At 34.8% G+C, this 13,880-nt stretch carries 13 protein-coding genes; 6 read left to right on the top strand and 7 right to left on the bottom strand.

Going from position 1 to position 13,880, the window contains the following annotated elements; genetic code table 11:
* The first annotated feature begins 21 nt into the window (after positions 1-21).
* Together IPH52_04515 and IPH52_04510 are read left to right on the top strand one after the other, a co-directional pair.
* Complete coding sequence (locus IPH52_04515) at positions 22-687, top strand: hypothetical protein (protein ID MBK7054306.1); 666 nt, start codon at positions 22-24, stop codon at positions 685-687.
* Positions 684-1,574: a DUF2779 domain-containing protein gene (locus IPH52_04510; GenBank protein MBK7054305.1), complete on the top strand. Its 891-nt coding sequence runs from the start codon at positions 684-686 to the stop codon at positions 1,572-1,574. The genes IPH52_04515 and IPH52_04510 overlap by 4 nt, the downstream gene beginning before the upstream one ends.
* Here IPH52_04510 and IPH52_04505 read toward each other — a convergent pair.
* Positions 1,571-2,086, bottom strand: coding sequence for a hypothetical protein (locus IPH52_04505; GenBank protein ID MBK7054304.1), 516 nt, complete (start codon positions 2,084-2,086; stop codon positions 1,571-1,573). The genes IPH52_04510 and IPH52_04505 overlap by 4 nt on opposite strands.
* Before the next feature lie 610 nt (positions 2,087-2,696).
* Between IPH52_04505 and IPH52_04500 the strand changes: the two genes are divergently transcribed.
* Positions 2,697-4,250: an AAA family ATPase gene (locus tag IPH52_04500; GenBank protein MBK7054303.1), complete on the top strand. Its 1,554-nt coding sequence runs from the start codon at positions 2,697-2,699 to the stop codon at positions 4,248-4,250.
* Between the two features lie 41 nt (positions 4,251-4,291).
* Here IPH52_04500 and IPH52_04495 read toward each other — a convergent pair whose 3' ends face one another.
* Together IPH52_04495 and raiA are read right to left on the bottom strand one after the other, a co-directional pair.
* Positions 4,292-5,236 (bottom strand): hypothetical protein, encoded by a 945-nt coding sequence (locus tag IPH52_04495; GenBank protein MBK7054302.1) that lies wholly within the window; start codon positions 5,234-5,236, stop codon positions 4,292-4,294.
* Entirely contained in the window at positions 5,237-5,539 is a 303-nt protein-coding gene (raiA, locus tag IPH52_04490) for a ribosome-associated translation inhibitor RaiA (protein ID MBK7054301.1), read from the bottom strand. It lies immediately after the preceding gene.
* A 543-nt stretch (positions 5,540-6,082) separates the two neighbouring features.
* Here raiA and IPH52_04485 point away from each other — a divergent pair.
* Entirely contained in the window at positions 6,083-6,733 is a 651-nt protein-coding gene (locus tag IPH52_04485; protein MBK7054300.1) for a DUF4912 domain-containing protein, read from the top strand.
* A gap of 1 nt (position 6,734) precedes the next feature.
* Positions 6,735-8,333 carry a DUF1957 domain-containing protein gene (locus tag IPH52_04480; GenBank protein MBK7054299.1) on the top strand — a complete coding sequence of 533 codons (1,599 nt, stop codon included), beginning with the start codon at positions 6,735-6,737 and terminating at the stop codon, positions 8,331-8,333.
* Positions 8,334-8,336: 3 nt separating this feature from the next.
* On the opposite strand, the gene IPH52_04475 is transcribed toward IPH52_04480, so the two are convergent.
* The 4 genes from IPH52_04475 to IPH52_04460 form a co-directional block, all read right to left on the bottom strand.
* Positions 8,337-9,104, bottom strand: a complete 768-nt coding sequence (locus tag IPH52_04475; protein ID MBK7054298.1) for a nitroreductase family protein — start codon at positions 9,102-9,104, stop codon at positions 8,337-8,339.
* Positions 9,071-10,765, bottom strand: coding sequence for a glycosyltransferase family 39 protein (locus IPH52_04470; GenBank protein MBK7054297.1), 1,695 nt, complete (start codon positions 10,763-10,765; stop codon positions 9,071-9,073). Before IPH52_04470 ends, IPH52_04475 begins: the two co-directional genes overlap by 34 nt.
* A gap of 13 nt (positions 10,766-10,778) precedes the next feature.
* Positions 10,779-11,078 carry a Cys-rich protein gene (locus IPH52_04465; protein MBK7054296.1) on the bottom strand — a complete coding sequence of 100 codons (300 nt, stop codon included), beginning with the start codon at positions 11,076-11,078 and terminating at the stop codon, positions 10,779-10,781.
* A 379-nt stretch (positions 11,079-11,457) separates the two neighbouring features.
* Positions 11,458-12,222, bottom strand: coding sequence for a prohibitin family protein (locus tag IPH52_04460; GenBank protein ID MBK7054295.1), 765 nt, complete (start codon positions 12,220-12,222; stop codon positions 11,458-11,460).
* 254 nt (positions 12,223-12,476) lie between these two features.
* On the opposite strand from IPH52_04460, the gene IPH52_04455 reads away from it, so the two are divergent.
* Positions 12,477-13,874, top strand: coding sequence for a DUF389 domain-containing protein (locus IPH52_04455; GenBank protein MBK7054294.1), 1,398 nt, complete (start codon positions 12,477-12,479; stop codon positions 13,872-13,874).
* The last annotated feature ends 6 nt before the right edge of the window (positions 13,875-13,880 follow it).

Here is a 13,880-nt window from a genome sequence, read left to right as displayed (position 1 = left end):
ATTAGATTAGAATCAGAGCCAATGCTAAAACTTTTTAGATTTAAAGATTTTCTCAATAAAAATTTCGATTTACCCGAGATACAAATTCCCCAAGAACCAAGATCAGTCGTTCTAACTAAGTCTCGTTTTATGCTTGGACTCAAATGTGACTCTCTCCTCTGGAATCAATACCATACAGCGACTACTCATCATTATTCTCCTAAGAACGAAAGCAATTTACATCGGATGAATATTCAAAACGAGTCAGTCCTTTTCCACGCTCGAAATCTATATCCAAATGGAGTTGAAATTCCTAGACAGACGAGTATGTTTTCTGCTCATAAATTGACACAAAAAAACTTGGAAGAGCGCAAGGTAATTTACAATGCAAGTTTTTTAAGCTCTGAGTTTTTTTCGAGAACGGATATTTTAATTCCGTCCGAGGAAGATGATTCCTGGGAGATCATACAGATTAAATCTTCCATTAATATCAAACGAGACAATGTAAAAGATTTATTATTTCAATTGCATGTAGCCAAACTCTGCGGGCTCAACATAAAGGATTGCTCAATTCTAAATGTGAATCCACACTATGTATTTGAAAATGAATTAGACTTAAAGCAATTTTTTGTAAAGATAAGTCTCTTAGAAAAAATGAAATATGCAGAGATGAATTTTCAAAGCAACTCACTTACTTTAAAAGTTTGATTCATAAAGCGGATACTCCTTCTATTACGCAGGAATATTCTTGTAGTAGCCCTAAGAATTGTAGCCTTAAGACTTGCTGGAATGAACTTGGGGATGGAGATATTTTTAATTTAAGAGAAGGCGGAGATTTAGTATTAAAATTTTATAAATCTGGAATTCGTTATCTAAAAGACATACCGGATAATCCTGATTTGACGTTCTCTCAGAAAGTTCAAATAGAAACAGAGCAAACTAAAATTCCTTATATTCAAAATGATAAACTCAAAGACTTTGTAGATTCGTTTCAATATCCGCTTTATTTCTTAGACTTTGAAACGATTAATCCCGCTTTACCGCTATACCCCAAAACAAAACCATACCAACATATTCCTTTCTTATATTCCTTGCATGTTCAGATTAATCCAGATTTGCCGCTAGAGCATTACAGCTTCATAGACAATGGAAAAGAGGATCCAAGGCTCAATATTCTATCTGAGCTTTCAAAACTCATTTCGTCTACAGGAACTATTATTTGTTATAATGATACATTTGAGAAAAGATGTTTGCGAGAGTCTGTAGAATTATTTCCACAGTATGCGGATTGGTATTCCTCGATTCTAGAAAACTTCAAAGACTTGTCCGATCCTTTTAAGTTCTTTTACTACTATCATCCTGACCAAAAAGGAAGCGCTTCTTTAAAAGCAGTCTTACCAGCATTAACCGGTCTCGATTATAAAGAGCTTGGAATTAACGATGGAAATATGGCTAACTTAGAATTTCTTAGATCTAAAATAATGAAACTATCGAGTGAAGAGGTTAATGCTATTTATTCGCTACTATCAGAATATTGCAAGATGGACACCTACGCAATGGTCAAAGTTGTAGAAGCCCTAAGACGCTTGGTTTAAAGCACAATCGCTTCGAATCTTTTAAAGGTATAGAGAGCTTTCAGAATAATAATAACTTCTTTCTTATTGTCGTGAATTAATTTATTCGCGCTTTCATTCATGCCGAGTTTGCGGCTATCTTCTTCGTTTAAGTCTCTTTTCTTTTTGAGGTTTCGAATATTGCTTTTGTAAAAATTCGGAGTTCTACTCTTTAGATTTTTTAAAAGGGTATTGATGAAGTTTTTCTTTTCTGTGTTAATTGCATTGTCTGTAATCTGAAAGCGTTGACCAATCTTTTGAATCTTAGCTGGATCTGTAGAGCATTTTTCATTGAAGGTTGTAAGTAAGAATTCTACAATTTCTTCTTTTTCCAATTCATCAAAATTAATCTTTTTGATTTGGTTGCTCATATTGATGATTTCAGTTAGGTTGAAATGAAGAAGAGTTGTCTTCACCGACTCGTCGTCTAAGACAGCTAAAAAGTAGTAAAAATCATTATCAGAATTGTATTTCACATTGGGAGCATTCGACATAAATTAACTCAGGATGCAACTATTGCAGTCAGATTATAAGCATTTCGGAATTTGTAAACCTCTTTTTATGCATCATTTATACTTTTTCTCCCATATATAAGGGTCGCCGGGCAATTTTTACAGACTGAAATTTAATAGTCAAGGGTTAATGCCTGTTTTTTCTAAATTCATAAACCATTCAACGGTAACAATAAAGTTTTGTAAATTTATTACAGCCCCAACGGGGCGCAATACTCTCCGCATGGGCGTCTTTTCAACCCATGCAAACATTCATGCATTTATAAATTCAAAAAGAATTTCTAGAAGTTAGATTCCGAAGCGACCAATTCAACATTACGCGTTACTCACTCAGCATTAACCATCACACCAAGTATCAGTTCATGTTGCAGTTCTCCTAGCAGTTCAACCATACTCTAAAAAATCTCAGACTATAGATGGACTGCAACATGAACCGCAAGATGAACTGCAATGAGGGGATAAGCAATGTAAAGCACTGACCAATCGTCATTCATAGCCTTTAGAGATTTGTCTCGACTTCTTTTCCTGCTTTACATCCTTCCCTAACTCCATCATTCTGATTAAAGAGATAATTTTACTTAAATTGAGACTTATAATGAAAGAATTTAATATCACAGGCACTTGCATTCCTCATAAACACTACATGGTGGATACCAGCGAGAAAATAGAAAAAGTAGTTACAAGGCTCATTGAAAAAGGAAAGTATTTTATCATCAACCGTCCCCGCCAATTTGGAAAAACTACAACATTACATCTTTTAGAAAAAAAATTACAGGATAAGTATCTACTCATATCCACCAGCTTTGAAGGAGTTGGAGATGAGTCCTTTGAAAATGAAGAAACGGTTTCCCATGCGTTTATGACTTTGCTGATCAGAGCTCTAGAATATTCTGAAAAAGAAGAAATTCTTACCTATTTAAAAAATTATCCTACGCCTAAAAGTCTTATGGAATTAAGCAATTTCATAACAGATTTTGTGAAACATTCCAAAGAGAAAATTGTAATTCTTATCGATGAAGTAGATAAGGCAAGCAATCACAGGCTTTTTTTGAATTTTCTTGGAATGTTAAGAAATAAATTTTTAAGCAGAGATACAGGAAAAGATTTCACTTTTCATAGCGTGATCCTTGCTGGAGTCCACGACATTAAAAACATAAAACTCAAAATGCGCCCTGATGATGAAAAACAATTCAATAGTCCCTGGAATATTGCAGCAGACTTCGATATAGATATGAGTTTTAATCCCGAAGAAATCAGCACAATGATAGCGGACTATGAAAAGGAAAATCATTTGGGATTAAATATATCGGAAATATCGAATGATATTTACAAGTATACAAATGGTTATCCCTTCTTGGTAAGTAAAGTTTGCAAAGTCATCGATGAGAAGTTGTACAGGAACTGGACAGTGCTTGGAATTCAAGATGCGATAAATGAAATCTTAGGTTTTAGAAATACTCTATTTGATGATTTGATAAAGAATATAGAAAACAATAAAGAACTTTCCGATTTACTTTTTTCTATGATTATTCAGGAAAAAGATATAACATATAATATCTCAAATCCAACAATTCAATTTTCAGAAATGTTTGGTATAACAAAAAAAGGAAAGAATGGTAAATTGGAAATCAATAATAAAATTTATGAAATTCTCCTTTTTGATTATTACGTATCTAAATTAGAAACTTCTAATGTATCAATCCAATATAATTTTCGGGATAATTACATTGATAAGAATGGTCATTTGGAAATGGAGAAAATTCTTCTAAAATTCCAGCAATTCATCAAAGAAAATTATTCCGAAAAAGACACTGAGTTTTACGAAAGACAGGGACGGCTACTCTTAGTTGCCTTCATCAAACCAATCATAAATGGCACAGGATTTTATTATCTAGAGAGCCAGCATAGTTACGAAAGACGTTCCGATATAATCATTACTTTCAATGAAAAAGAATATATTTTGGAACTCAAGCTTTGGTATGGCGAAGAATATCACAGAAAAGGACTCGAACAGCTTTCCGGATATTTGGAAAGCAAAGGTCATGCGATAGGCTACTTGGTTGCTTTTAATTTTAATAAGAACAAAGAGTTTTCTTCCAAATGGAATGAAGTGAATGGCAAGAAAATATTTGAGGTTTTGGTTTAAAACATTACCGTTCGTTGAAGCTGCACAAAAAGTCCTAGTTACTACAATCCTCTATCGCGTTTATTGTCTGCTCTTCGATCTAGGAGTTCAGGATCAATCATGTTGATTTTGTTTTTTACTTTTTTAGAAAGTTCTGAATTAATCTGACCGGGCAGTGTATCTAGAATTGTGAGACCGATATGAAGAATACGACAATTGAGTTTAAATTTTAAATCTGGTTTTTCTGTATTTAAGTTGGATTCGAGGCGCATCATCTCTAGAAAAAGTTGATTTACGTCTTCGCGAGTGTAATCTCGAATTTCTGGTATCAAATGTTTTTCTAAGCAGTAGACAGGAATAATTTCTCTGATTTCGTCTTGCGATTCAAATTGCTCCCCTAATTCTAAAATGGCAGTTGCTAGTGGTTCTGATTTTACAATTTCTAAATTCAAAAGGTCTGCATTGTTTAACATTGCCGTTCTATAATACAGGCGACTTTTAGAATGCTCTCCTAAATGATAAAGACATTCTGCTTCGTAAAATAGATTTTGCATCGATACGTCTTGGAATTTCTTGGAATAGTCCAAAATATCACGCGCATTTTTATAATCCCCGATTCGAATGAGGCACATCGCTAGATTGGAAAGGACATTCTTGTCTAGACCACTCATGCCTTCTTTTTGATAGGCAATTCTAAACTGAGTAGATGCTTCACTCAAGATACAGAATGTGAGTGATTCATAGGTTTCATTTTTGGGAAAGCTGCGTTTTGTGATTTCGGTGACGAATTGGTTGAACATATCAACCAGTAGATTTCCGCGGTCTTTGCCTTCGCGGGTAGATAGGATTGTTTCAATACGGTTGTCCCAATAGCTGGATATAAAGTATCCAGCTACGAACTCTTGCTTATTTGGATCAATGTCTAATAGTTCAAAGAAGATATGCTTCGCGTTTTCGAATTCCCCTTCTCTTAACTTAAAATTGCCTTCTTCAAACTTAACCAGCATCTACCTCATTGTCTTTGAATGCGCTGCTTTCTTATCGTGAAAGCGATTCAACTGACGTTCAATTTTATCCTCTAACCCATCAATACAAGCATATATATCTTTGTTTATGCTATGGGCATTAAAAGTTGATTGGTCACCACGGACGTTCATGTTGATATGAATCTCCCCATGCACCATTTGAAAAGACACATCACATGAGGTGATTTTGTGTAAATACTTATTAATTCTTTCAAGCTTTTTTGTTGCGTATTCTTCTGCTGCTGCTGAATGATCTAAATGCTTCCAAGTGTATTTGATTTTCATAGTTCCAATCTCCTAATTTAATAAAGACAATTTTCACACTTGTATAATTTTATAGTCAAGTACTATCGAAAAATTTCTCCATTTTATTAAAAAAAGTACAAGAAAGGAAATTAAACGTTAAAGTATTTTTTGCAATTTTCCAAGCGAATGCTTTTAAAATAATACATTTTTTTTTGTTATGCATTGACTATTATAGTCTAAAGCGTTTTAGTAATTTGCCTAAATAGATTCATTTTTTGATTGAACATTTTTGTCTTATACTTAAATTGAGTTTAATCATTATTATCTGCATTTTTTAAGAGAGATGATTTGGTTCAAAATAAAAATATATTGCTGCATTGGATTTAGTTCAATGTAAAAAGGACAATCAAAGTCTATAATTAGCATCTAGACTTGTAAAATATAAATATTATCCCAATTTACTGTAGCAAATTTGTTCTTTTATCAATGACAAATCTCATAGTTTTTCTTAATTTGAAGATATATAAAATCATTTACAATTTTGGTACAACCCTTGCTATGTAATCTAGAGGGAATATTTTCATGAACGAAGGAAAGAAAGAACGAATTTATTTAGATCCAAGGCTAAATACCCTGCCAGATTATTACGATCGGGATATTGTAAAAGTGCTTACCAAAAATTTAAAGGAAGCCTACGTGTTTTGGGGCATCAGCTCAAATAGTTTTAGCAAAATTCTAAATGCTTTTAATTGCGAGAAAAACGAAGTCTATTTTAAATTGATGGTCAATTACGCTCAGGAGGATAAAGTTCACAGACATAAAGAAATATTTCTTCCTCCCTTTACAAACAACTGGTTTCTACAATTCGAGCAAAGAATTAAGAATTTAAAAGTAGAAGTTATCGCGTATAGCCAATTCGGCAACACATATAGTCTTTTGCACTCCGCTGAGCTTTCTATACCAAATTACAGGCCAAGCAAAGTTTTACATAAAGATTGGTTGAAGGCTACTTGGATAGAGCAACACCATATAGTAGAAGTGAACGGTGAGCTACAAATACAAGAAGGCGAGAAAAAAGTTGATACAGGAAGTGCGATAGACAAATTGCATTTAACACCAACTAGTGACGATATCGAGTGGCAGGATGGCTTTTTTACTTGGTCAGATGGATCTTCTGGATTCATGGGCTCTTCGGGAATCTTCGCATCATCATCTAATCATATGAGGAAATAAAATGAACAGTAAAGTCGGTTATCAAATATTAGTATTACACGCACATCTACCGTATGTTCGACATAAGGGTTACTCTCCAGCATTTTTGGAAGAGAATTGGTTAAACGAAGCGATTTCAGAAACGTATCTTCCACTTATTAAGTCATTTCGAAATCTGAAAAAAGAAAATGTTCATTTCAAGATCACGATGACATTTACACCTACTCTTCTTTCGATGCTAGAAGATGAGTATTTAAGAGATAAGTTTCTGGCTTATCTAGACAATTTGATTGAACTCTCAGAAAAAGAAGTCAAGCGCACAACGTATGATTTACACCTAAACTATCTTTCCAAATTCTATCTGGATAACTTTCACGAGAATCGTAAATTATTTTTAGAATTAAACAAAGACGTTGTAGAAGGATTTAGAGAATTTGTCAAAGACGGATCGCTTGAAGTCATTACCTGTCCGGCTACTCACGGTTTTCTCCCACTCCTAGAAAGTGAGCCTTCTTCTGTTCATGCTCAAATACATATCGCAAGAAAAGTTCATAAGAAATTCTGGGGACTTGAACCACGCGGTATCTGGCTCTCAGAATGTGCCTATTACCCTGGAGTAGAAAAGTTTTTAGCAGATGAAGGAATTCGATATTTCTTCGTAGATACTCACGGTATAGCAAATGCTACACCTAGACCACGTTATGGAGTCTATGCTCCTGTTGAAGTGGGTAATGGAGTGTTTGCGTTTGCTCGTGACAAAGAAAGCTCCGCACAAGTATGGAGTTCCATTCATGGGTATCCGGGAGATTTCCGTTATAGAGAATACTACCGAGATATAGGCTTTGACTTAGACTATGAATACATTAAAGACTATGTTCACCCAACAGGAATTCGATTAAATACTGGAATCAAATACCATCGTATTACTGGTAAGTCCGATTATAAAGATTACTATCATCCAGATTGGGCAATTGAAGCAGCAGGAAATCACGCTGAAGATTTTATGCGAAGCCGTATCGCTCAATCCGAAAAGATACTGCATGAAGAAGGTCAGCCTGCTATCATCGTTTCTCCATACGATGCAGAGCTCTATGGACACTGGTGGTATGAAGGACCGAAGTTCATCGAATTCTTATTTAAGAAAATGCATTTCGACCAAGACAAAATTCTTGCCGTTCATCCAATGCAGGTATTGGGGCTAATTCCTCGTATCCAGAGCGTTAAGATGGATATGTCAAGCTGGGGCGAAGATGGATATGCCGACGTTTGGTTAAATCCTGGTAATGAGTGGATTTACCGTCATATCATGGAATGCTGCATCATCATGGATCAAACAGTGCATCTTCACAAGCACACGGAAGATCCAACAAGACGTAGGATTATCAACCAAATGGCGCGTGAGTTGCTCTTACTACAAAGCTCTGACTGGCCTTTCATCATTAAGATGGGAACCATGGTCGATTATGCAAGAAAGAGAGTAAACGTTCACACTAATCTATTCTTTGAGCTTACAGATATGCTTAAACCAGATGGGTTAAATGAGGATCGCTTAAAGGAGATTGAAGAAGAGCATCCAATTTTCCCTGAAATGAGATTTGAAGATTTCATTTGGAAAAAGTAAAGATTAAACTTCCTTAATAAAGTTAATCTTATCAAGACGAATTCTGTCGCCATACACGCCATTAGGCGCACGTTTGCCGGCAGAAATTACCATCGTAACCATCGCATCAGACGGAAGTTCTAACAATCGTTTGATGCGACTGGAATCATGAAACTCCATCGGACAACTATCATATCCAAACGCTCTAAGCGCTAACATTAAATTTTCACAAGCAAGAGCACTTGATTTTACAGCCCATATTTTCATATCGTTCACACTGACAGGTTCTCTTGGCGTTGGCATAAAAAATCCCCTAACATAATACAGAATACTTTTTAGAAATCCTAGCGTATCTAAAAAACCCTGTGTATAAAAAAACGGAACTACATTCGTATAACTCAAAATATGGTTTTTCGGAATACCAGTATTATCCGCTTCTAGTTTTTCTAGAATTTCTTTCGTATTCTTTCGCCAAGTCCTGCGTCTAGCAACACATACGACTAACTCAGCGGCAGTTCTAGCTGTAATTTGAGAAAGGCAGGCTTCTATTAATTTCTTTTTCTTATCAGGACTTCTCACCCAATAAAATTCCCATGGCTGTAAGTTAAACGAACTAGGAGCAAGGAGTGCAAGGTCCAGGCATTGTCGCATAACGTCCTCAGGAATAGAATCTTCTGTGTAAATTCTCACACTTCTTCTAGACTCTACTACTTTCTTAAATTCGTTTACGTTTATTTCAGGCAATTCTTCTGGCAAGTTTAACTTCCTCGTATATACTTTACTTTTAGCAATAAAATATTTTTAGTAAGAGTTGCTCTTTTGTTTTTAAGAAAGAAATCATTCTTAGGTGTAGCAACTTTATAACTAGGATACTCAACAATTTCTTCTAACAAATAATCTTGCTTTAGAAAGTTTTCGAACTGAGGTAAATCTTCTCTCGATACGATAACCAATCGTTCTGCGTCACTCGCCAATACTTTCATGAATTTCTCTCGGTCAAAAATAGGTTTAGTAAATCTAGCAGCATAAAACCCATATGAGCGTTTCGAAAAAGACATTCGATAGGTAAAGACTTCTTTTTTATCTGGCTCGATTTGGCGAATCAGTGTTCCAAATTTATGAGAAGGTTGATAAGAAGTTAGTTCAGGATAAATAAACAACGCCATAATGCTAAAGAAAAAAATCGGAACAAGAGAAGCTAAACTAAATGAAACAGGAACTTCTTTATAAAAGAAAAATACCGCAAGCGCAAAACAAAGAGTAACCAATAAATAAATATAATTTACATCCACAACCAGAAATGGAATTAAACCAATCGCAATCAATAGAACAACAGGAACGATGATAAGTAAAATATTGAACACTTTCTTGTTTAGATAGTTGGATTCCTGATTCGATACAAGATAATCTTCCAAGAACTTGGAAATATAAATCGCACCAGCGGGTAATGCCCAGTAGATGTATTGAGGAAGTTGGTAACGAGAAAAACTAATTAGAAATAAAAATACAAATAACCAAATCGGAATCACGTAGTAAGATTCTGTAGATTTATTCTCATCGATGCTATTTTGTATTCTACGAAAGAAATTTTCCTTGGAAGGATTCTTCTTTACATCCTTAAAAAACAAATAGCAAGAATAAAAAATAGGAAGTATGAATGCAGCAAACGCCCATGAGTAATTGGTAACAAAATACAGAGGATCAAATTTCTGATTATACATCTGTCGATAGAATCTACCAAAAGACTGAATCCATAAGAAAAACACAGGACCGTGTGAAGCAAATTCCTGATACAATAAATAAGACCAAAAGGCAGGAAGTGAGGCTACTATCAATATACCCGGAATGACTTTCATTCGACCGAGTAATTTCCAGTCTCTTCTAAGTAGAATATCTCCACCAATAGCCAAAGCGGGTATCACCATAGAAATAGGACCTTTCGTGATAAATCCCATGCTGACAAACAAATACATCAGATAAAACCAATTAGGATTTTTCTTAATGCCTAGATAATATGCATGAAAGGCAAATGTCAAGTAGGCGACAAGATACACATCAATCTTTGGATCAATCACCATAGCAAATACACCCGGCGCAACAGCATAGGCGATACTGGCAAGAATACCGCGCTCTTTGCTTGAGGAGATAAGCGTAGTTATTCGGAAGATAGAATAAAAAGAAAAGAGGGTAATTAGAATTGCCGGAAGACGATAGGCGAAGTTTGAAATTCCAAAAAGCTTATACGAAATTGCTATCGTCCAAAAGGTTAATACCGGTTTGTCTAAATAATTTTTGCCATTATCCTTTAGCTGGAAAAAGGTATTTGACTCAATCATCTCACGAACAATTTCTGCATACTGCGATGAATCAATGTCAATCACATCATGAAAAATAGTTAAGAAATAAGGAATAGTTGCTAGAGCGAGTAATACTAAATACTTTTTGAAATTCATGCGGATAACTCCTTTATTCCTCTAAGCCGGATTGCTTCATACATTCCGCCATCCCATTGCAGGAATTTGGCTCTGCATCATAACAGGTTAAGATTTGAGATTGAAATCTTGTGCATCCATCAATGCATTGAATTGTGGCACTCTTTAGAAGCTCGCCTTCTATTTTCATTTTCTGTGCTTCTTCTGTGCATCTAACAAAAAAACCACAAGCCTGTGTGCATTTTTCTTCAACGGGGTCTTTGCAATTATGGGAAAAGAATAATACGATAGCAAATGGTAATACGCGAAATAAGTAATATATAAATCTTGGCATTCTAAAATCCTAAAGAATATTACTACCAATGATTTTAAATGCTATGAGAATAACAATACAAAATCTGTTTGTTTAAGGATTGGGTGTCATCACATTGACACGGCAACAAAGTGAAAGTGGCTGCTATTAAGCGATGAATTAAACAGTCATTTCGAACACCGCTTGGTGGTTCGATTTGCGACTGAGCAAATGAGCGGGGTGAGAAATCTACCTTACTTAAAACGATACTATTAAGCTAGATAGACCTCTCACGATTTTCCTCCCTGCGCTTGGCCGCACCCAATGCCTTCGCATGTTCGAGGTGACAGGGGTAAATAACTCTTATCTCAATGACATTGAACCATTAAAGCATGCATGTTAAATAAAAAAATTATTCCAACTACTTTATATTTATAAATGGAACACTGTTGCCGCCGAGCATATATTGTGGCAACTTGCCATCCCATTTGTCGATTGCATTGAGTTGAATCATGAGAGGAGAAACAGATACATTTTTTAAACGAAGAGTTTCTGCTTCGGCGCGGGCAGTCGCTATTTGCTGCTCGGCTTCGATTTTAATTCTTTGTAAATCTCTCTCTGCTTTTAATGCGAGCTGTTCTGCTTCTTGCTTTGATTCAATTGCTTTCGCAAATGTTGCAGAGAATTGAAAGTCTTTGATAGAGAAATCATCAATTACAATATGGTATTTTTCTAATCTTGCTTCTAATGCTGCTTTGATACTATGACTGACTTGTTCTCTAAGAGTAATTAGTTCCGCAGCGGTATACTTAGCAGTAACCCCTTTTAATACTTCTTGAATTGCCGGATCAATGATTACGCTTTCATAATTGAGACCGATTGTTTTATAAAGATCATTTACCATATCAGGTTTTAAATGATAGTTCACAGCGATAACAGTAGAAATATTTTGTAAGTCTTTAGACGCTGCCTCTGCTTTTGTTTCTTCTTTTAATACGCGTGTGTCTATTTCAATGACTGATTGCACTAGCGGCATACGGAAATGAACCCCTGCATCTAAAACTCTATCCGATACAGCTCCTAGATTTACAATGACTCCTCTGTGACCGGGGCTAACGATTACGCAAGGATTAATGATAAAAATTAATACAAGTGCCGCAACTCCTAATCCAACTTTAGTAAGCATGCTAGTGCCTCCAAAATTGTTAATGTTAATTACTTTTTCTACTGCCATACAATTCTCCTACAATGAATTTCAATGAGTAGATTCTTTATTTAGGAAATAGAATGTAAATAGTTTTTTTATGGAGAGGCATAAAAACAATCTTTGATTAATTGATTATACGGAGTGTCTTAAGAAAGTAAAAAGTCATTTACTATTTTTAATACGCGTGAAGAAGTAGGTTCAGAATTCTAACTTTAAAAATGGAGTGGAATGCAATGCCTAAAAAAAATAATTTTCCAAAACAGACAGATATCGAACCGGTCGCAGCTAAACCTGTGATCCGAGAGACTGAATTTAATACGATAGAATATTTTAAAAACCTATTCAACCTTCAAGAAGATACGGATGAAGCAGGAAGTCTAGAAAGTATTAAACGCTCAGTGGAATTCAAAGGAGGAAATCTTTGGGCATTGGTATTTGCTATTTTTATCGCTTCGATAGGACTAAATGTAAATTCTACCGCTGTCATTATTGGAGCAATGTTAATTTCACCTTTGATGGGACCGATTATCGGAGCAGGACTTGCATTCGGGATTTATGATTTTGATTTATTGAAAAAATCTCTTCGCAATTTATCCGTTGCTACTTTTATTAGTATTCTAACCTCTGCGATTTATTTCAGTATCACTCCACTGAGTGAAGCACAATCAGAATTACTCGCTCGCACAAATCCAACGGTTTACGATGTATTAATCGCAGTTTTCGGTGGAGGAATTGGAATCATCGCTTTAACTAGAAAAGAAAAGTCAAATGCAATTCCCGGAGTAGCAATTGCTACTGCTCTAATGCCTCCACTTTGCACAGTTGGTTATGGAATCGCAATGAGTAATTTAAAATTTATAATTGGAGCTTTTTATTTATTTTTTATAAATAGTTTTTTTATTGGCTTATCGACATTAATCGTTGTTCGATTTTTAAACTTCAAATCTGCAAATTCTGTAGATGATGCATTACATAGAAGAGTAAAATCCTATATAATCTACTTTTCTATTATTTTAATTCTTCCCAGTATATATATGGCGTATAACGTAATTCAGAAAGAAATTTTTAAACGTAAAGTGAATAAATACGTGGCCGAAAATTTCATATTTAAGAATAGCAAAGTATTGAGCGTAGATTTTTCTAAAACAGAGCCTGCTTTTATTGATATATCGTTAGTAGGAGAAACTTTAAATAATTCTACTATAAAAAATTTAGAATCAAAGCTAAAAAAATATGAACTAGACAACGTCACTCTAAAAATAAATCAATCAGGAACACAAGATGTAAATCATGTCTTAGAAATGATTGGATCCCAAGGTATAAAAAATGAAGTTAGTAAAGTAAAAGACGAGAAAATATTTTCTTTGGAAAAAGAATTAATGAACTATAAAAATCGGGATTTATTGATGATTAAAGCATCGAAAGAAGTAGCCATATTATTCCCAGAAGTAAAATCATTTTCTTTTGGTGACTTGGCAATTACCGAGATAGATGAAAGTGAGACAAAACCAAAACCATCTCTAATTATAAAATGGAAGCAAAAGCCCAATCCAATTAAGAAAAAAAAACTAGTTGCTTTTCTAAATTCCAGGTTGAGCATAGATGGAGAGTTAAAAGTAATTCATGAGTGAATCTGA

It is taken from the genome of Leptospiraceae bacterium (assembly GCA_016708435.1).
Taxonomy (GTDB): domain Bacteria; phylum Spirochaetota; class Leptospiria; order Leptospirales; family Leptospiraceae; genus UBA2033.
This window is presented reverse-complemented; position numbering and strand designations above follow the sequence as displayed.